This window comes from Brachybacterium sp. FME24 (assembly GCF_014897705.1).
Lineage (GTDB): Bacteria > Actinomycetota > Actinomycetes > Actinomycetales > Dermabacteraceae > Brachybacterium.
Genome location: NZ_JABUXV010000002.1, coordinates 196491 through 213108 on the forward strand (window position 1 = coordinate 196491; position 16618 = coordinate 213108).

Here is a 16618-nt window from a genome sequence, read left to right on the forward strand (position 1 = left end):
CGCCCGCTCACCCTCCTTGCCGGGTGACGGCCCTCGCCATGGGGACCTGTCCCCATCGCCGGCCGGCGCGGACGGCCCTACGCTGGCGCCACGCGGCTCGGGGGAGCCCGCGTGGGACGAAGGGGGAACCATGCGGAGAACACGCGCCTTTGCGCTGATGACCGGCCTGGCAATGATGGTGAGCGCCTGCTCCCTGCCGCAGTGGGGTGGCGGCGGGGTCGACCTGGCGTCGGGGGACGTCATCACGATCACCCGTACCAGCGCCGGGATGTTCGGGCTCTTCGGTGCGGGGACCACCGAGATCGCCGAGGACACGGTCACCAGTCGCTACTCGCTGCCCAACGGCGCCGAGATCTACGCTCTGACCGAGGAGCTCGCCGCACCGGACCGCGAGCGCATCGAGCACGCCGCCGAGGAGTACCTGCAGTGGGAGAGGACGCTCTCCGAGAGAGCACGCACCCCCTGCACCGACATTCCGAGCGATCGGATCGAGATCTCCGGCTCCACCACTCACGAGTCCACCGTGCAGGACTGCTCGGAGGAGACACCGCTGCGCGCCCTGAAACAGAGCGTCACCCACGCCCAGAGCGAATTCCCCGAGCAGCTCGCCCACCCCACCGACGAGTGGACGATCGAGATCCGCGCCGGGGCCGAACCGGACGACTCCGCAGACGTCGAGCGGTACGTGCTGACCCGGGCCGAGCATGAGAAGGGCATGGGCATCACCGCACAGAACGCCCCCTCCGGCTGGGGCGCCGAGCTCGTGCCCGAGGGCGACGACCCCGCCTCGCTCGGATGGGATACCACCGGAACTGTCCTGACGGAGGTCAACGGCTTCCTGCTGGGCCAGCGCCAGCTCGGCTGCGGCGACCAGACCGGGGAGATCCGGGTGATCAAGCAGGGCGAGCCGTCCCTGACCTGGACATACCGGCTGTGCCCCGGGCAGCAGTCCGAGGTGCTCGCGCAGACGCTGCGCGGCCTGTGAGCCCCGACTGGCCGCAGGCGCGCCGCCGTCAGCTCGTCGCAGCGGGCAGCGCCAGCGCCCAGGCTCCGTCCAGGTCCCCTCGCACCCGGAGGACGTCCCCCGCCTCGGGGTAGAAGCGCACGGTGCACGCGGTCGCGTGCTGCGGGATCAGTTCGAGCAGGCTCCCGTCGAGGAGCACCGTGGCAGGGCCCTCGTCGCACGAGACGACGTCGGCGGCCGCCCCGTCGGCCGAGAGGATCTCGACCTGGAGGCGCCCCCGCGAGCGCACCTCGGCACGGGCCGGGATCGGCAGGTCGAGCACTGCTCCCTGCCCATCGTCCGGAGGGACGTCGAGGGCCGCGGACCGCAGCGCCTCCAGCTCGGCCGGCACCGAGGCCAGGAGCACGCCATCGATGAGACGGAGCTCCCGAGGGAAGGTGAGGGCGCCGGCCCAGCCCTGCGCATCGGTCTGCTCCTGGCTGCGCTGCAGTCCCTCCCAGGACCAGCCCCACATCAGCACCCTCTGGCCACCTTCGTCGAGAACCGCCTGCGGAGCATAGAAGTCGGGGCCGAGGTCGACCCGACCGCCGCCGGTGGGCTCGAAGCGGGGGGCGCCGGCAGCATCCGACACGAGGTCACCGACGAGATAGGTCACCTCGATGGTGGAGCGCTCGACGGTGTCGGGGTGGCGCCACAGCGAGAGCAGCACCACCCACTGCCCGCCGATCTGCACGAGCTGCGGGCACTCCCAGAGGTCCGCGGGCGCGTGCTGCGCGGCGACGCAGTGGTCACCGCGCAGCAGCGGGCCGACGTACTCCCAGCTCTCGAGGTCATCGCAGGAGTACAGCAGCAGTGCGGGCACGTATCCGCCCTCCTCCTGGAGCCCGGCGCCCTGGATCGCCCATCGTCGGCCGTCGTGCTCGAACACGAAGGGGTCGCGCACGCCGAGGAGTCCGTCGATCTCCGGGATGTCGGCCACCACGACACCGGGCTCGACCAGCCCGGTCGCGCCCGCGTCCAGACGCGAGACGATCACGCGGGACAGCTGGTTCTCCACCCCGTCGACCCCGGAGTAGACCAGGGTGGGCACTCCGGCAGGATCGCTCGCGCGATCGAGCAGGCCGACGCCGCTCCAGCAGCCGTCCTGATCGGCCTCCCCCGGACGAGGCTGCGGCCCCATCGGCTCCTCGCGCCAGGTGACCAGGTCCGCCGAGGACATGTGGCCCCAGCAGATGTGCTCGTGGCGCGCGGACTGCGGGTTGTACTGGAAGAACACGTGCCACCGCTCCCCCACGCGCACGATCCCGTTGGGGTCGTTGATCCAGCCGCGCGGGTGGACGCGGTGCAGGGCGGGAAAGCGGGGGTCGAGGGTCTCGGCCATGGTGCGGGTGCTCCTGGGGTCGGGGTGGTGGTGCAGGGCGTCGTGGTGTGGAGATCGCGTCATTTCGAGGAGCCGGCGGTCAGACCTTCTCGCAGGTACCGCTGGCCGAACAGGAACACGACCACCGCGGGAATCATCGAGAGGATCACGCCCGCCAGCACGATGGAGATCGAGCCGGTGCCCAGGTTGCCCTGGAGCGTCACCAGGCCCAGCGGAAGGGTGTAGTTCTGCTCGGAGATCATGAAGATCAGCGGACGGAAGAACTCGTTCCAGTGATAGTTGAAGGCGAGGACGCCCACGATCGCCATACCGGGAAGAGCGAGTGGCGCGTAGATCGAGAAGAAGGTGCGCCAGGGGCTCGCGCCGTCGATCGCGGCGGCCTCACCGAGCTCGAGTGGCAGTCCGAGGAAGTACTGCCGCATGAGGAAGGTCCCGAAGGCGGTGGGGATCGCGGGCAGGATCAGGGCCAGCAGGGTGTCGGACAGGCCGACTCCGCGGATGATCATGAACACCGGCACGATCGTGACCTGCACCGGGACCATCATCGTAGACAGCACGATCGCGAACAGGGCGTTCTTCCCCCGAAACTCCATGCGCGCGAACACGTACCCGGCCATAGCGGCGGTGAGCATCTGGCCCACCGCGATGACCCCGGTGACCAGGGCACTGTTGAGCACCAGCAGGGGAATCCTGATCTGCTGGAAGACGGCGACGTAGTTGGAGAAGTCCGGTGAGAGGGGGAAGAAGCTCGGCGGCAGGCTGAAGGATTCGGCGGCCGGGCGCAAAGAGGTGGTGAAGGTCCACCAGACCGGACCGAGGGTCAGCACGGCGGCGACGAGGAGCGCCGCGTACTTGGCGAGGGCGGGCAGGTGACGGGTCATCGGGGGTCCTTCCGGACGGGGGCAGGGGCGCTCGCGGCGGCGGGAGCGCGGCTCACTGGTAGAAGACGAAGCGGCGGGCCAGGCGGAACTGGAGCGCGGTGACGAGCATGATCAGCACCATGAGCACGAGCCCGATCGCGCTGGCACGGCCGAACTCGAGCTGCCGGAACGCGCTCTCGTAGATGACCATCACGACGGTGCGGGTGGAGTCGCCGGGCCCGCCGCGGGTGAGCACGTAGGGCTGGTCGAAGACCTGCAGCGAAGAGATGATCGCCATCACCGAGGCGACCAGCACGGTGGGGCTGACCAGCGGCAGCGTGAGGTTGCTGAACTTCCGCCAGCCGGTGGCGCCGTCGATCGCGCCCGCTTCGTAGACCTCCGGGGGGATCGCCCCGAGACCCCCGATGAACAGCAGGAACGAGAAGCCGAAGTTCTGCCACACATACACGGCGATCACCACGACCATGGCCCACTGGGGGCTGGTCAGCCACGGCACGGCGGGAATGCCCACCAGGGACAGCGCCCAGTTGATGACCCCGTAGCTCTCGTTGAAGAGGTACCGCATGAGGATCGAGACGCTCGCGGCCGACAGCACCAGCGGGAAGAAGAAGGTCGAGCGGAAGAAGACCCGCAGCCAAGGGGGCATCCGAGACTGCACGAGCACGGCCAGCAGCATCGCGATGGCCAGCTGCGCGATGACCGCGAGCGCCACGAAGACCGCCGTGTTGACGAAGGAGATGCCGACAGTGGAGTCGGTGGCGAGTTCGGTGAAGTTCTGCAGACCCACGAACTGCGGAGAGGTGATGATGTCCCACCGGAAGAAGGCCAGCACCAGCGAGCCGATGATGGGGAGGACCACGAAGATGCCGACGCCGATCATGGTGGGAGCCAGGAACAGCCAGCTCAGGAGGGCGCTGCGACGGTCGATACTCATGAGGCGTCCTCCTGGCTGAAGACATCGCGCAGGTCGCGGTCGAGGGATTCCAGGGATCGGTCGACCTGGTCGGGGCCGCCGGACAGGGCAGTGGAGATGTTGCGGATCAGCGCCGTCTCCACGGCAGCCTGCTGGGGCGGGGCGGGGATCGGCCCGCTGGTCGGGAAGCGGTCGAGGGTGTCGTAGAACCGGGACCAGTGCTCGGGGCCCACGCCGGTGTACAGGTTGTCGTTGACCATCGAGCGCCGGGCGGGCGTGGTCGACGGGGTCGGGAACGCCAGCTCCATCGCGTTCCTGGTGGCGGTGAACTTGATCCACTCCCATGCCTGGTCGGCCTTCTTCGTGGTCTTCATGACCGCATAACCGGCGCCGCCGAACTGGTGACGCTGGGTGCGCCAGCGGGGGAAGAACTGCACGTCGTACTGCTCGGGGGACATACCGCCCTCGGCGAGCCCCTGGACCCAGTAGCCGCCGGCGGGGGTGGTACCGATGCGCCCGGAGGCGAAGAGGCCGACGAGGGTGTTGCCACCGCCTTCCTCGGGACGCACCGCGAGGCCCTCCTCGACCAGTCCGCGCATGTACTCGACGGTCTCGTGGACCCGCTCATGCCGCGCGTTGGAGCCTGTCCACAGGTAGCCGCCGGAGCGCTCCTCGCCGGGGTAGAAGGTGGACCAGAAGTCCTCGCCGCCCGTGGCGCGTTCCTCGACCAGAAAGCTGGTGTCGTTGACGTAGAGCCAGGGGACGACGCCGCCGAAGAGGCGGTTGGTCCAGTAGTACGCAGTCGCATCCCCCTTCATGCCGCGCAGGAGCTCGGTGAAGTCGTCGTGGGTCCAGTCCTCTCCGGGCATCTCCAGGCCGTTGCGCTCGATGACGTCGAGGTTGAGGTACATGTTCGCGGCGTTGAAGTCCAAGGGCAGCTGGAACAGCGATCCCTTGTACATGAACGCTTCGACGAGGCTGGGGTGGACGTCCTCGAAGTAGTCCCTCATCTCCTCCGCATCGTGGGCGATGTAGTCGTCCAGCGGCAGGGCGAGGCGCTCGGCGAAGAGCTGGGCGCCCTCGGTGGCGGTGTAGACGATGTCGGGCTCGGTGCCGGAGGCGACCATGGTGAGGATCTTGGCGAAGAAATCTCCCCAGTCGGTGGCCTGCACGGACTGGATGAGCACCGGGATGTCCGGGTGCTCTTCCATGAAGGCGTCCGCGATGGCCTGGCGGCCGGCGGCGTCCTGGGAGGTGCCGAGAATGAGAACGGTCAGGGCGTCCTCGCCGCGGCCGGGAATATCGGCGCCGGTGAGCCGGGGCCAGGCGACGACGGTGCCTGCGGCACCCGCGACCCCGGCCGCGCCGAGGAGCGCCCTGCGGGTGATGTTCGATGAGCTGGCCATACAGTCCTCTTCGGTGAGTGGTGGCACGGCCTGACTGTGCGCTGAGGGTGGCGGCGATGCCCATGCCGACGGCACTCTCGACGCCTTCGCCCCTCCACGCGGCGGGCCACTCGACTTCTACACGTGCGCAAGTCGAGTGCAGACAGTATGGAGCGCAAGTTACACACGTGTCAATGCGCCGCGCTCGGCGACCTGTCCGCGGCAGCCCCGTCGATCGGAATCAGACGGTGGGCACGATCCCTACGGACTCGCGCTCCACCAGCGGGCACTCGACAACGATCGCCCGCGATGCGGCCGCCGCTCCGGCCGGCCCTCCCTCGGCGGCGCGATCGCCCTCGGGCCCGACTCCGAGCACTCCGAGCAGCGCAACCATGGCCTGCTCCCCCATCTCCTCATGGGGCAGGGCGATGGTGGTCAGCGGCGGCGTGAGTCGCTCCGCGAAGAAGTCCTCGTCATCGAAGCCGATCACCGACAACTCACGGGGCACGTCCACGCCCGCGGCGGCCGCAGCGTGCAGGGCGCCGCCGGCCACCCGGTCACGGATGCAGAACAGCCCGGTCGGCGGCTCCTCCTCCGCCAGGAGCCGAGAGGTCACACGGTATCCATCGTCCATCTGCCATCCGGTAGGGATCACTCGAGGCGTGATGCCGGCCGTGGCGAGCTCCTCCCGGAAGCCGGACTCGCGCTCTCGTCCCGCCTCGGAGATCCTGTCGTCCGAGAGCATCGCGATACGGCGATGCCCGGTATCGACGAGACGACGGGCGGCGCGACGGGCGCCGCCGCGGTCGTCGGGTAGGAACGTCGACAGGGCCGCGGCGGCGTCCGAGTCAGCGCCGTTCGCGTCGTCGGAGACGTCGATCTCGCAGTTGAGCAGCACCAGCGGCAGACCGGGCGGGGTCTTCGGGAGGGGCACGCGAATGCGGCCCATGGTCGCGTAGATCAGACCATCCACCTGGCGTTCGGCCAGCAGCCGCGCAGCATCGTCCACGGTGTGGTCCCGCAACGAGAGGTCCATGGTGATGACCATGTAGTTCTCCCGCGCGGCCGCGAGAGAAGCGGCGCGGGCCATGCGCCCGGCGAAGGGGGAGGTGGCGATCTCGTCGGTGATCAGCCCGATCGTGCGGGTGCGACGCTCCTTGAGGGAGATCGCCAGGGCGGATCGGGTGTAGCCGAGTTCGGCGGCGGCGTCGAGCACGCGCTTCTGGTTCGCCGTCGAGACGGTGCCCTCGGTGCGACCGTTCAGCACCATGGAGACGGTTGCCCGGGACACCCCGGCGAGCGCTGCGACATCGACTGAGGTGGGGCGGCGCTGCGGTGGGGTCACGACCCCAGAGTACGGCCCTCGGCCTGTGCGGCACGGGCCCGGCGGCTACCCTCGGCCCCATGGCGACGGCTCGCACCGACTCCCCCTCTGCGCGAGGGATCCGCCGCGTGGGGGCGGTCCTCGTCCTGCTCGCGACCGGTCAGCTCCTCGCGGCCGCGGTGCTCGTCGCGGCCGTTGCACCGGCGTGGGGGATCAGCACGCTCGCCGTCCTGTTCGGTCTCTCCCCCACGCTCGTCGCCGCCGCGACCCTGCACCCGCGCGCACCGGGTCCGGTGACCACGGCTGATCTCCTCACGATGCTCCGCCTGCTCGGTGCGGGAGTTCTCGCGGCGGCAACCGTCCTCTCCCTCGCCGGAGGGCTGTCCTCCCGCTCCTGGGTCCTCGCCGTGCTCATCGGGGCCGCCCTCGCCTCCGACGCGGCGGACGGCCAGGTGGCCCGGCGCACCGGGACCGCCGGGCCGATCGGCGCCCGCATCGACATGGAGGCAGATGCCGCGCTGGTCATGGTGCTGTCCGTGCTCGCCGCGTCGGTCGTCGGCCCGTGGGTGCTGGCGATCGGTCTGATGCGCTATGCGTACGTCGCGGCGTCGTGGGTGCGCCCGGCGCTGCGTCGCCCGCTCGCATACAGCCTGCTCCGTCGAGCTATCGGCGCGCTCCAGGGCATCTCGCTGGTGACCGCCGTGGTCCCCGTGATCCCGGTGCCGGTCTCCTTGGCGATCCTCGCCCTCTCGCTGGGTCTGCTCGTCGTCTCGTTCGGGCGGGACGTGATCCGTCAGGAGCGTGAGGAGGCGGCCGACGGGCGGTAAATCGCTCTCCGGCCCTGCGCGCCGCACCTCTTGCGAGCCCTCCGTCCCCGCAGGACAATGGCGCGGTGGAGGGCAGAACTGCGAAGGACACCGATGTCCCGGAGAGTTCGTGGTTGTCGACCACCCGCTCCTCGTACGACACCGATGCGCCGGGGTACACGGAGCGCATCCGAGATCTGCTGCACGGCAACCCTCACCTCCGGATGAGCCTGGCGCTGTTCACGGAGCTGGTCCAGGAGGGCGGGGGTGGGCCGGTCGCGGACATCGGCTGCGGGCCGGGGTACATCACCGGTCATCTCCACGAGGCCGGCCTGGACGCGTTCGGCATCGACCTCTCCCCCGAGATGATCGCCATCGCGCGGCGGGAGCTGCCCGACCTGAGCTTCGGGACCGGGACGATGACCGATCTCGATCTCGCGGACGACTCCCTCGCCGGCATCGTCGCGTCCTGGTCCGTGATCCATGTGCCCGACGACGTCATGCCGACGGTCCTGGAGCAGTTCCGGCGGGTGCTGCGACCCGGCGGCCTGCTGTTCGTCGGCTTCCATGTCGGCGACGGGTCGCACCATATGTCCGAGGGGTACACGGGCCGCCCGGTCAGCATCGACAGCTACCACCGCCGACCCGCCACCCTGGCGAGGTGGCTCCATGACGCCGGGTTCACGCTCGAGTCCGAACTGGTCTTCCGGCCGGACGACGAGGTGCCGGGCGCGGTGATCCTCGCCCGCAGCCCGAGCTGATCGCACCACCCGACCGGTCCCTCACGCGAACGCGCTGGTCCCCGTGATCGACCGGCCCACGATGAGCGACTGCATGGTGTCGGTGCCCTCGTAGGTGTGCAGGGCCTCGATGTCGCTGCGGTGGCGCACCACGCGGTTCTCGAGCAGGATCCCGGAGCCGCCCAGCAGGTCCCGGGCGTCGGAGGCGATCTCACGGGCGGCGCGGGTGTTGTGCACCTTGGCCAGCGACGCCTGTTCGGGCCGGATGGTGCCGGCGGCCTCGAGCTGCGCGAGCTGCACGCAGTACAGCTGCATCGAGGTGAGCGTCTGCAGCATGGAGGCGAGCCGCACCTGCACGTGCTGCGCCTTGGCCAGCGGGCGGCCGAACTGGATGCGGGTGGTCGCATGCTCGAGGGCGGCCTCGTAGCAGGCAGTGGCGTGCCCGAGAGCGCCCCAGGCCACGCCGGCGCGCGTCGCGAACAGGACCGTCGAGGTGTCCTTGAAGGAGCGGGCGCCGGGCAGGCGAGCATCCAGCGGGATCCGCACGTCGGTCATCGTGATGTGCGCCTGGTGGATGGCGCGCAGGGCGACCTTGCCGCGGATCACCTCGGCCTCGTAGCCGGGCAGCTGCTGCTCGACGAGGAAGCCGGAGACCCGTCCGTGCAGGTCGGGCTGCGACTCGTCGAAGACCCTCGCCCACACCACCGACAGGTGGCAGCCCGCGCCGTTGCCGATCCAGCGCTTCTCGCCGGAGAGCACCCACTGCTCGCCGTCGCGACGCGCGGTGGTCTCCAGGGAGACGGAATCGGAGCCGTGATCGGGCTCGGTGAGGGCGAAGGCGCCGTATTCACGACCGGACGCGAGCGGCTCGACCCAGCGCTCCTTCTGCTCCGGTGAGCCCAGCAGCACGAGGGAGCGCAGCGCGAGCCCGCCCTGGACGCCCACCATGGTGCCCACGGAGCCGTCGATGCGGGAGAGCTCCATGTTCACCAGGCCGGTGGCGAGCGGGCTCAGCGTGCGGTGGCCGGGCACGTCCAGTCCGTCGGTGAGCAGGTCGAGCTCCCCGAGCCGGCCGATCAGCTCGATCGGGTACTCGCCGCGGTCCCACCAGTCGTTGATCTGCGGCAGCACCTCGGCCGCGATCGAGCGAGCGGTGCTCCAGGCCTCCAGGTCCTCCCCCGCCACGTCCTGGAACAGGCTGAGGTGGTCCGCGGTGACCGGCAGCAGCTCCGCGGGTGTCGCGGCGTCGGCGTCGGGTCCGGAGACCACCGCCCGCGCCGTGGAGACGGAGTTCTGCACCGGTTCGGGCGCGGGGGTGGAATTGCTGGTCATCAGTTCATCCTCTCGATGATGAGGGCCATGCCCTGCCCGCCGCCGACGCAGAGCGTGGCGAGGCCGAACTGGCCGTCGCGCTCCTGCAGGCCGTGGAGCAGGGTCGTGGTCATACGGGCGCCGGTGGAGCCCCAGGGGTGGCCCAGCGCGATCGCGCCGCCGTGGACGTTGAGCTTGTCGTGGTCGATGCCGAGGTCCTCGGCCGACGGGATGACCTGCGCGGCGAAGGCTTCGTTGAGCTCGACCAGGTCGATGTCGCCGATGCCCATCCCGGCGCTGGCGAGGGCGCGTCGGGTGGATTCCACCGGCCCCAGGCCCATGATCTCGGGGCTGAGACCGGAGACGCCGGTGGAGACGATGCGGGCCAGCGGGGTCAGGCCCAGCTCCTTCGCCCGCACGTCGGACATGATCACCAGCGCGGCGGCGCCGTCGTTCAGCGGGCAGCAGTTGCCGGCGGTGACGGTGCCATCGGGGCGGAAGACAGGATCCAGTCCTGAGACCGCCTCGTAGGTGACACCGGCGCGCGGGGAGTCATCGGCGCTGACCACGGTGCCGTCGGGAAGGGTGACCGGAGTGATGTCGCGGTCGAAGAATCCCGAGGCCTTCGCGGCCTCGGCGCGGTTCTGCGAGCGCACGGCGTATTCGTCCTGGGCCTGACGGGAGATGCCGCGCAGCTCGGCGACGTTCTCGGCGGTCTGCCCCATGAGGATGTACGGATCCGGCAGCTGGTCGTCCTCGCGCGGGTCATGCCAGGGCGCGGGGATCTCGCGGCTCGCGCGAGCGTCGGTCCGCTCCCAGGCCTGCTGGAACTGCGGGTCGCGGGCGTCCTCCTCCATGAGCTTGCCGGTGCTGTGCGAGATCGACTCGACGCCGGCGGAGATCATGGCATGGGCCTCGCCGGCGCGGATGGCGTGGAAGGCGGCGCGGGTGGTCTGGATCGAGGAGGCGCAGAAGCGGGTGACGGTGGCCCCGGGCACGGCGTCCAGACCCAGGCGGATCGCGACCGTGCGGGCGAGGTTGCCGCCCTGGTACCCCTCGGGGATCGCGCAGCCCAGCTGCAGGTCGTCGATCGTGGACGGATCGAGCTGAGGGACCTGCTCGAGGGCCGCTCGGATCATCTGCGCGGCGAGGTCGTCCGGTCGGACGTCCTTGAGGGACCCCTTGCGGGCCCGGCCGATGGGCGAGCGGGCGGTGGCGACGATGACGGCCTCGGGCACGTGGATCTCCTTCGACGACGGTGTCTGCGGGCACGGAACCTCGGGCGGCCCGTGCCGGTGGGCGGACGAGGACGTCGGGACGACCACGGCCTGCCCTTAGTGATACTACGGGTTGCAGGTACCGCGGGGGAAGTCGGTGGCCGCGCGGGACCGGCACACTGGCACCATGACCGCCGCCGATCTCCCCTTCACGATCGATTCCCCGACCCTCGCGGACGCCCCAGCGCTCGCCCGGATCCACGTGCGCGGGTGGGAGATCGCCTATGGCCACCTGCTGGCGGGCGAGCAATGGTTCGGGCAGCCCGCGATCGAGCGCCGCACCGCCCAGTGGATCTCCTGGCTCACGCCCGGCTCGCCCGCATCCGACCAGGGCGTTCTGCGGCTCGGGCGCGATGCGGGCGGCACCCCCATCGGGCTCGCCGGCTCCTGGCCCCCGCGCGACTCCTCGCCGGTGCGTGACCGCGAGCTGTCCTTGCTGTACATCGACCGGGCCTGGTTCGGCAGCGGCCTCGCGCGCTCCCTGGCGGAGGCTGTCATCGGGGATGAGCCGGCCTCGGTGTGGGTCGCCGAGGAGAATCCGCGGGCGCGACGCTTCTACGAGAAGCTCGGTTTCGTGGCCGACGGCGCCACTCAGGTCGAGGAGCAGCTCGGCAGCATCCGCGATCTGCGCATGGTGCGGTGACGGCGCCTCGCGCCGGTCAGAGAGTTCTGACGAGGACCAGCATGTCTCCGTCGGATCCGTCGGCCGCTTCCGCTGTGGCGGATCCCCTCCGATCCGTCTCGACGAATCCCAGCTTCTCCAGAACCTGGCGCGAGGCGCCGTTCCACGCCCAGACGGTGGCCTGCACACGCTCGATGCCCGCTGCGCTCGCCCATCGGAGCACGGCCTGGCCGGCCTCGGTCGCATAGCCCGCACCCTGCGCCCTGCGCAGCAGTTCGAACGCGATCTCCGGTCCCGGACGGTCCGCCCCGAGGGCCACCGAGCCGGCGCCGTCCTCGACCAGTCCGCAGTACCCGATGACGTCCCGCTCGCCCTTCCGCTCCAGCGCGAGCAGCCCGAGACCGAGGCCGGGGCTCACCGCGCTGCGTCGGATCCGCTCCTCGAGGTCGCCGACGCTCGGGCGCCCGTCGGCCCCGATCCGACGATGCGCCGGAACGCGCGGGTCCCGCTCGGCCCAGAGCTCGCGCTGGACGATGGCTTCCTCGAGGCGCCATCCGCGAAGGAGCAGTCTCGCGCTCTCGAGGACGGGCCCTGTCTGGATGCCTTGCTGTCCCATCACCCCATGAAAGGCGATGCGCGGTCAGGGCGCCAGGCATTACTCACGTCCGCAGGAGGGCCCTGTGGGGACTTCTCCCCATGCTCCCCTCCCCATCGCCAGAGCGTCGCGACCCAGCTAGCGTCGAGGACGAGCACAGGCCGCCGCCCGGGGGAGGGCGACGGAGACTCCACCGACCAGCCTGCGCTGGTCCCGACACGTTTCCAGGGGGAACATCATGACTCGATCACTCATCACCCGACGCGCCGCCGTGGGCGGTCTCGCTCTGCTGGCCCTGTCGGGCTGCAGCTTCAGCTTCGGCAACGAGAAGGACGAACCGCCGAAGGAGGACGGTGAGGACGAGGGCCAGGAGGGACAGGAGGGCCCCGACCAGGAGGGGGCCGACGACGAGTCCGACGGCGGTTCCGACGAGGAGAGCGACACCGAGGACGAGTCCGACGGGGCGGGCGCCGCTGCGGGCTCCGCGGGCACGGAGGTCCAGATCGGAGAGACCTTCTCGGACGCCGACCTCGGCGACGAGTTCACCCTCATCTCCGCGAAGCGCGACAATCCCACGTCGATCGACGCCGGCTATGTCGAGGACGGCGGCGAGGTGGTCTACCTGCAGTTCGAGTTCACGCCCAGCGGGGAGTGGGGCGGCGCCCTCTCGACCAACGAGTTCTATCTCGTCGTCGACGGCGTCGAGGACCGCGCCAAGAGCGGCCTGAACAGCGAGATCGCCGACGCCGGCCTGACGCCGCTCGAGCTGCCGTCGCGATCCGACGGGGCGTCCGGGCCTCTCTGGATGGCGTTCACCGCCCTGACCCGGCAGGAGACCTACAAGGCCGCGTACATCCGTCCGGCGACCGAGGTCATCGGCGAGGACCAGACCCTGCCGGAGTTCCGCTACGACTTCGAGATCCCGGCCTCCTGAGCCGGTCCCCTCGCAGCTCGCGGCCCCAGGCGGGATTCCCCCTGGGGTCGTGGGCCGTCGGCCTCCGGAATCACCCCGGGGGATGACCGCCCCGCGCTCTCAGGTGGACGTGCGCAACCCCCGATCCCGGTGATCGTAGAGGCATGAAGAACGCGACCATAGCCACCAGCCGCACCCGAGCCACCTCCGCCGACCTGATCGAGTACCGCCCCCTGCCCGAGACGTGGGGAGATGTCGCGGCACTGCACGCCCTGCGCGCCGCCAAGGCCGGCGCCGCCGAGCGCGGGCTCGACCCGAGCACCCTGGAGTTCGCAACGGCGCCCGAGCCAGCGCAGGCAGGATCGTCGCAGTCGGCCCGTGCCCGTCGGACGCCGTTCAGCCTGCCCCGCCGGGAGCGCGGCACGCATCGCCGTCGCCACCACGGGAACGGACGCCTCGCAGCCGCCTGAGACGTCCGGGAGCGCGAGACACCGTCCGCAGCACCCTGCCTCACCCGCCCCATGTCTTTCCACTTCGGCAAGTCACCTGTAGACTTTCCACTATGGAAAACGATGCCGGTGCGCCGCGGCACCTCGAGCCGGAGCCCGAGGAGCCCCTGCACCACTCCTCCCCCACCACCGCGGAGGCCCGCGTGGCCCTGGCCGACCTCGATGCCGACGGCGCACGCCTGGCCGATCGCGTCGTCACGCCGTGGTGGTACCACCCGATCCTCGCGCTGATCGTGGCCGTGATCGTCGGTTCCCAAGCACTGTCGGGCCCCGGGACCGTCATGATCCTGCCCCTGGCCATCATCGCCCTGCCGTTCCTCGTGATCGCCTACAGCCGACACTCGGGGGTCACCGTGACCCACCCTGCGGGCCCTCGCAGCAAGCGCCTCCTGATCATCCTGGTCGTCCTCATGATCATGGCCATGGCCAGCGGCCTCGTCGTCAAGCTCACCGGCCTCTCCCCCGGGTGGGTGCTGATCCCCGCCGCCCTCGCCGCGACCGCGACCCTCGTGCTGGGCCGGCGCTACGACGCCGTCCTGCGCGCCGAGCTGGCCCGACCCTCCGACGCCCGGTGATGAGCTCCTCGTCGCCGGCTCCTGCGTTCCATGAGGTCATCCACGCGTCGGTGCGGCTGCGTATCTGCGGCCTGCTGCGACAGGTCGACGAGCTCGAGTTCTCCGTGATCCGCGAGGCGCTGGACCTGCGGGACGCGAACCTCTCCAAGAACCTCAAGGTGCTCTCCGATGCCGGCCTGGTGAGAGTGCGGAAGGAGGCGTCCCCCCAGCGCACGGACGCCCGCCGGCTCACCTGGGTCGCGCTCACCCGCACCGGACGACCAGCCCTGGAGGCACATCTGGCCGCTCTGCGGAACATCGCCGACGGCGACCCCATGAACCTCGGATGATCCCAGCGGCGTCAGCCTGGACCACCGGGCACGTCCTAGGATCACCGATATGACAGACCGCCTCGCCGATGAGCGCCTCGACTACCTCGCCGGGTCCCTGGCCGATGACGCCCCTGCGGATCCGCTGGCCCTGTTCGACGTCTGGATGGGCGACGCCTTCGCCCGACGCACGGAGCATGGCGACCTCTCGGATCCCTCTGCCGTGGTGCTCTCGACCGTGGCACTGGGTGCCGACGGCAGTCCGCGTCCGCGTTCGCGCACGGTGCTGCTGAAGGGCCACGACGAGGACGGTTTCCTCTTCTACACGAATCTCGGTTCATCGAAGGTCGCGGAGCTGGATGCGACCCCGCGCGCCGCGATGCTGCTGCCCTGGTACTCGCTGCAGCGGCAGGTGCGGATCGAGGGACGCGTCGAGCACCTTCCGGGAGCGGAGTCCGACGCGTACTGGGCGCAGCGCCCCCGCGGCTCGCAGCTCGGCGCCTGGGCTTCGCACCAGAGCGCTCCCATCACCTCCCGCGCAGATCTCGACGCGCAGTACGCCGAGGTGGAGGCGCGGTTCGAGGGCCTCGAGGTGCCGCGACCGGAGTTCTGGGGCGGGATGCGACTGCTGGCCGAGCACCTCGAGTTCTGGCAAGGGCGTGAGAACCGCTTCCACGACCGGATCGAGTACGCGCTCACCGCCGACGGCTCCTGGGAGCGGCACCGCCTGCAGCCCTGACGCGCCCGGAGGCGGGTCAGTCCAGGTGGCGCAGGAACCGCTGCGGGGCCCCGAGGAAGCTGCGCCAGGTGCGCACCAGGTCCAGGTCGTCGTAGGCGGCGGCGCGAAGCCCCCACTCCCCCACTTCGTACAGGTCCGCGCCGGGCAGGGCGGCGAGCACCGGGGAGTGGGTGGACAGGAGGATCTGCGAGCCGTTCTCGATGAGGTCCCGCAGCAGTCCGAGCAGGGCCAGGCAGCCGCTGAGGGAGAGCGCTGACTCGGACTCGTCCAGGATCCAGAGTCCGCGGATCCGTGAGCGTTCGGCGACGAGCGCGAGGAACGATTCTCCGTGGCTGCGTTCGTGCATCATGCCGCCGACGCCGATCTCCTCGTAATACGTGAACAGCGAGTGCATGGTCTCGGCCCGCAGGAAGAAGCCCTTCTTCGACGCCCCGGCGCCGCGCACGAGCTGCAGGTGCTCGGCCAGCGGCGACTCGGTGACGCGGGTGGAGTGCATCGCGCCCGTGCCACCACCCTCGGCGTTCAGCCCGTACGCACCGGCGATCGCCTCGACGAGCGTGGACTTCCCGGCACCGTTGTCCCCGGTCAGCACGGTGACCTGCCCGAGCTCGAGGCCGTCGGACAGGATCTGGCGCACCGGCGGCAGCGTCGCGGGCCAGACGTGCGGATCGACGGGGGCGAGCTCGTGCCGGCGCACCTCTCGCAGCGGGAGCAGGGGCGCCTCCACCTCGTCGGCCTTCAGATCCCGAAGCCTGCGGGGTAGATGATCTGGCCGCGGGGCAGGGGGCGCGATGGGTCGAGCGCGAGCGCGAGGAAGGCTTCGTCGGGCGCCTCGAAGGGTGCGGTGATACCGAACGCCGAGGCGGGGGTGAAGCCGAAGCGGGGGTAGTACTCGGGATGACCGAGGACGACGACCAGGTTCTCGCCGAGTGCCCGCGCCGCCTCCAGGCCAGCGCGGATCGCAGCGGATCCCGCCCCTCGGCGCTGGGCCGCGGGCAGCACCGCGCAGGGTGCCAGGGCCAGCGCGGGCTCGCCGCCGACGGGTGCGCGGGTCAGCAGGGCGTGCGCCACGATGCGGCCCTCCTCGTCGAGGGTCACGGTGGACAGGCCGTCGATCCAGGCCGACGGGTCCTCGCGCAGCGCTTCGACCAGCTCCGCCTCCTCCTCGGTGGGGAAGGCTGCGGAGTTCACGGCGTGGATCGCGGCGGCGTCGTCCGGGCGTTCGGGGCGGGTGGTCCAGGAGGTCATCTCAGCTTTTTCCGTGTCTTTCCGTCGAAGGGAGCGACTCCAGTCTGTCGTACGGGAGGGACATCCGACGCGCGGTCGCCCACCGTGACCACACCTCCTCGATACACTTCTCAGTGCTCTGCACACC

General features: G+C 70.5%; 19 protein-coding genes. 9 read left to right on the forward strand and 10 right to left on the reverse strand.

Annotated features, from left to right (window positions below; all coding sequences use genetic code 11):
* The first annotated feature begins 130 nt into the window (after positions 1–130).
* Complete coding sequence (locus tag INT51_RS02915) at positions 131–985, forward strand: hypothetical protein (protein WP_193103703.1); 855 nt, start codon at positions 131–133, stop codon at positions 983–985.
* 28 nt (positions 986–1013) lie between these two features.
* On the opposite strand, the gene INT51_RS02920 is transcribed toward INT51_RS02915, so the two are convergent.
* The 5 genes from INT51_RS02920 to INT51_RS02940 form a co-directional block, all read right to left on the reverse strand.
* Entirely contained in the window at positions 1014–2345 is a 1332-nt protein-coding gene (locus INT51_RS02920) for a glycoside hydrolase family 32 protein (RefSeq protein WP_193103704.1), read from the reverse strand.
* A gap of 59 nt (positions 2346–2404) precedes the next feature.
* Positions 2405–3226, reverse strand: a complete 822-nt coding sequence (locus INT51_RS02925) for a carbohydrate ABC transporter permease (RefSeq protein ID WP_193103705.1) — start codon at positions 3224–3226, stop codon at positions 2405–2407.
* 52 nt (positions 3227–3278) lie between these two features.
* The gene (locus INT51_RS02930) at positions 3279–4160 is read right to left on the reverse strand and encodes a carbohydrate ABC transporter permease (RefSeq protein ID WP_193103706.1); all 882 of its coding nucleotides are present in this window, start codon (positions 4158–4160) and stop codon (positions 3279–3281) included.
* A complete protein-coding gene (locus INT51_RS02935; RefSeq protein ID WP_193103707.1) occupies positions 4157–5545 on the reverse strand; it encodes an extracellular solute-binding protein in 1389 nt (462 codons plus the stop codon). Before INT51_RS02935 ends, INT51_RS02930 begins: the two co-directional genes overlap by 4 nt.
* 220 nt (positions 5546–5765) lie before the next feature.
* The gene (locus INT51_RS02940; protein ID WP_193103708.1) at positions 5766–6869 is read right to left on the reverse strand and encodes a LacI family DNA-binding transcriptional regulator; all 1104 of its coding nucleotides are present in this window, start codon (positions 6867–6869) and stop codon (positions 5766–5768) included.
* A 59-nt stretch (positions 6870–6928) separates the two neighbouring features.
* Between INT51_RS02940 and INT51_RS02945 the strand changes: the two genes are divergently transcribed.
* Positions 6929–7675, forward strand: coding sequence for a CDP-alcohol phosphatidyltransferase family protein (locus INT51_RS02945; RefSeq protein WP_193103709.1), 747 nt, complete (start codon positions 6929–6931; stop codon positions 7673–7675).
* Between the two features lie 65 nt (positions 7676–7740).
* Positions 7741–8415, forward strand: a complete 675-nt coding sequence (locus INT51_RS02950) for a class I SAM-dependent methyltransferase (RefSeq protein ID WP_193103710.1) — start codon at positions 7741–7743, stop codon at positions 8413–8415.
* Positions 8416–8436: 21 nt separating this feature from the next.
* Here the strand turns inward: INT51_RS02950 and INT51_RS02955 are convergent, their stop codons facing one another.
* Both INT51_RS02955 and INT51_RS02960 read right to left on the reverse strand, forming a co-directional pair.
* Positions 8437–9726 (reverse strand): acyl-CoA dehydrogenase family protein, encoded by a 1290-nt coding sequence (locus INT51_RS02955; protein WP_193103711.1) that lies wholly within the window; start codon positions 9724–9726, stop codon positions 8437–8439.
* Complete coding sequence (locus INT51_RS02960) at positions 9726–10943, reverse strand: acetyl-CoA C-acetyltransferase (protein WP_193103712.1); 1218 nt, start codon at positions 10941–10943, stop codon at positions 9726–9728. The genes INT51_RS02955 and INT51_RS02960 overlap by 1 nt, the downstream gene beginning before the upstream one ends.
* A 166-nt stretch (positions 10944–11109) precedes the next feature.
* Here INT51_RS02960 and INT51_RS02965 point away from each other — a divergent pair, with 166 nt between their 5' ends.
* Positions 11110–11625: a GNAT family N-acetyltransferase gene (locus INT51_RS02965; RefSeq protein WP_193103713.1), complete on the forward strand. Its 516-nt coding sequence runs from the start codon at positions 11110–11112 to the stop codon at positions 11623–11625.
* Between the two features lie 16 nt (positions 11626–11641).
* On the opposite strand, the gene INT51_RS02970 is transcribed toward INT51_RS02965, so the two are convergent.
* Positions 11642–12220, reverse strand: a complete 579-nt coding sequence (locus INT51_RS02970) for a GNAT family N-acetyltransferase (protein WP_193103714.1) — start codon at positions 12218–12220, stop codon at positions 11642–11644.
* 217 nt (positions 12221–12437) lie between these two features.
* On the opposite strand from INT51_RS02970, the gene INT51_RS02975 reads away from it, so the two are divergent.
* The 5 genes from INT51_RS02975 to pdxH all read left to right on the forward strand — a co-directional run bounded on the left by INT51_RS02975 (position 12438) and on the right by pdxH (position 15243).
* Positions 12438–13133: a transcriptional regulator gene (locus INT51_RS02975; protein ID WP_193103715.1), complete on the forward strand. Its 696-nt coding sequence runs from the start codon at positions 12438–12440 to the stop codon at positions 13131–13133.
* Between the two features lie 143 nt (positions 13134–13276).
* Complete coding sequence (locus tag INT51_RS02980) at positions 13277–13582, forward strand: hypothetical protein (RefSeq protein ID WP_193103716.1); 306 nt, start codon at positions 13277–13279, stop codon at positions 13580–13582.
* Positions 13583–13674: 92 nt separating this feature from the next.
* On the forward strand, positions 13675–14196 hold the full coding sequence (locus tag INT51_RS02985) for a hypothetical protein (protein ID WP_193103717.1): 522 nt from the start codon (positions 13675–13677) through the stop codon (positions 14194–14196).
* Positions 14196–14525: a transcriptional regulator gene (locus tag INT51_RS02990; protein ID WP_193103718.1), complete on the forward strand. Its 330-nt coding sequence runs from the start codon at positions 14196–14198 to the stop codon at positions 14523–14525. The genes INT51_RS02985 and INT51_RS02990 overlap by 1 nt, the downstream gene beginning before the upstream one ends.
* Before the next feature lie 49 nt (positions 14526–14574).
* Positions 14575–15243, forward strand: coding sequence for a pyridoxamine 5'-phosphate oxidase (gene pdxH, locus INT51_RS02995; RefSeq protein ID WP_193103719.1), 669 nt, complete (start codon positions 14575–14577; stop codon positions 15241–15243).
* Positions 15244–15259: 16 nt separating this feature from the next.
* Here the strand turns inward: pdxH and INT51_RS03000 are convergent, their stop codons facing one another.
* Together INT51_RS03000 and INT51_RS03005 are read right to left on the reverse strand one after the other, a co-directional pair.
* Complete coding sequence (locus tag INT51_RS03000) at positions 15260–15970, reverse strand: ATP-binding cassette domain-containing protein (protein WP_193103720.1); 711 nt, start codon at positions 15968–15970, stop codon at positions 15260–15262.
* Between the two features lie 11 nt (positions 15971–15981).
* Complete coding sequence (locus INT51_RS03005; RefSeq protein WP_193103721.1) at positions 15982–16491, reverse strand: GNAT family N-acetyltransferase; 510 nt, start codon at positions 16489–16491, stop codon at positions 15982–15984.
* Positions 16492–16618: the final 127 nt, after the last annotated feature.

Coding starts and splice junctions, on each gene's coding strand:
- INT51_RS02915 (WP_193103703.1), top strand. CDS start 131: ATGCGGAGAACACGCGCCTTTGCGCTGATGACCGGCCTGGCAATGATG.
- INT51_RS02920 (WP_193103704.1), bottom strand. CDS start 2,345: ATGGCCGAGACCCTCGACCCCCGCTTTCCCGCCCTGCACCGCGTCCAC.
- INT51_RS02925 (WP_193103705.1), bottom strand. CDS start 3,226: ATGACCCGTCACCTGCCCGCCCTCGCCAAGTACGCGGCGCTCCTCGTC.
- INT51_RS02930 (WP_193103706.1), bottom strand. CDS start 4,160: ATGAGTATCGACCGTCGCAGCGCCCTCCTGAGCTGGCTGTTCCTGGCT.
- INT51_RS02935 (WP_193103707.1), bottom strand. CDS start 5,545: ATGGCCAGCTCATCGAACATCACCCGCAGGGCGCTCCTCGGCGCGGCC.
- INT51_RS02945 (WP_193103709.1), top strand. CDS start 6,929: ATGGCGACGGCTCGCACCGACTCCCCCTCTGCGCGAGGGATCCGCCGC.
- INT51_RS02955 (WP_193103711.1), bottom strand. CDS start 9,726: ATGACCAGCAATTCCACCCCCGCGCCCGAACCGGTGCAGAACTCCGTC.
- INT51_RS02965 (WP_193103713.1), top strand. CDS start 11,110: ATGACCGCCGCCGATCTCCCCTTCACGATCGATTCCCCGACCCTCGCG.
- INT51_RS02970 (WP_193103714.1), bottom strand. CDS start 12,220: ATGGGACAGCAAGGCATCCAGACAGGGCCCGTCCTCGAGAGCGCGAGA.
- INT51_RS02975 (WP_193103715.1), top strand. CDS start 12,438: ATGACTCGATCACTCATCACCCGACGCGCCGCCGTGGGCGGTCTCGCT.
- INT51_RS02980 (WP_193103716.1), top strand. CDS start 13,277: ATGAAGAACGCGACCATAGCCACCAGCCGCACCCGAGCCACCTCCGCC.
- INT51_RS02985 (WP_193103717.1), top strand. CDS start 13,675: ATGGAAAACGATGCCGGTGCGCCGCGGCACCTCGAGCCGGAGCCCGAG.
- INT51_RS02990 (WP_193103718.1), top strand. CDS start 14,196: ATGAGCTCCTCGTCGCCGGCTCCTGCGTTCCATGAGGTCATCCACGCG.
- pdxH (WP_193103719.1), top strand. CDS start 14,575: ATGACAGACCGCCTCGCCGATGAGCGCCTCGACTACCTCGCCGGGTCC.
- INT51_RS03005 (WP_193103721.1), bottom strand. CDS start 16,491: ATGACCTCCTGGACCACCCGCCCCGAACGCCCGGACGACGCCGCCGCG.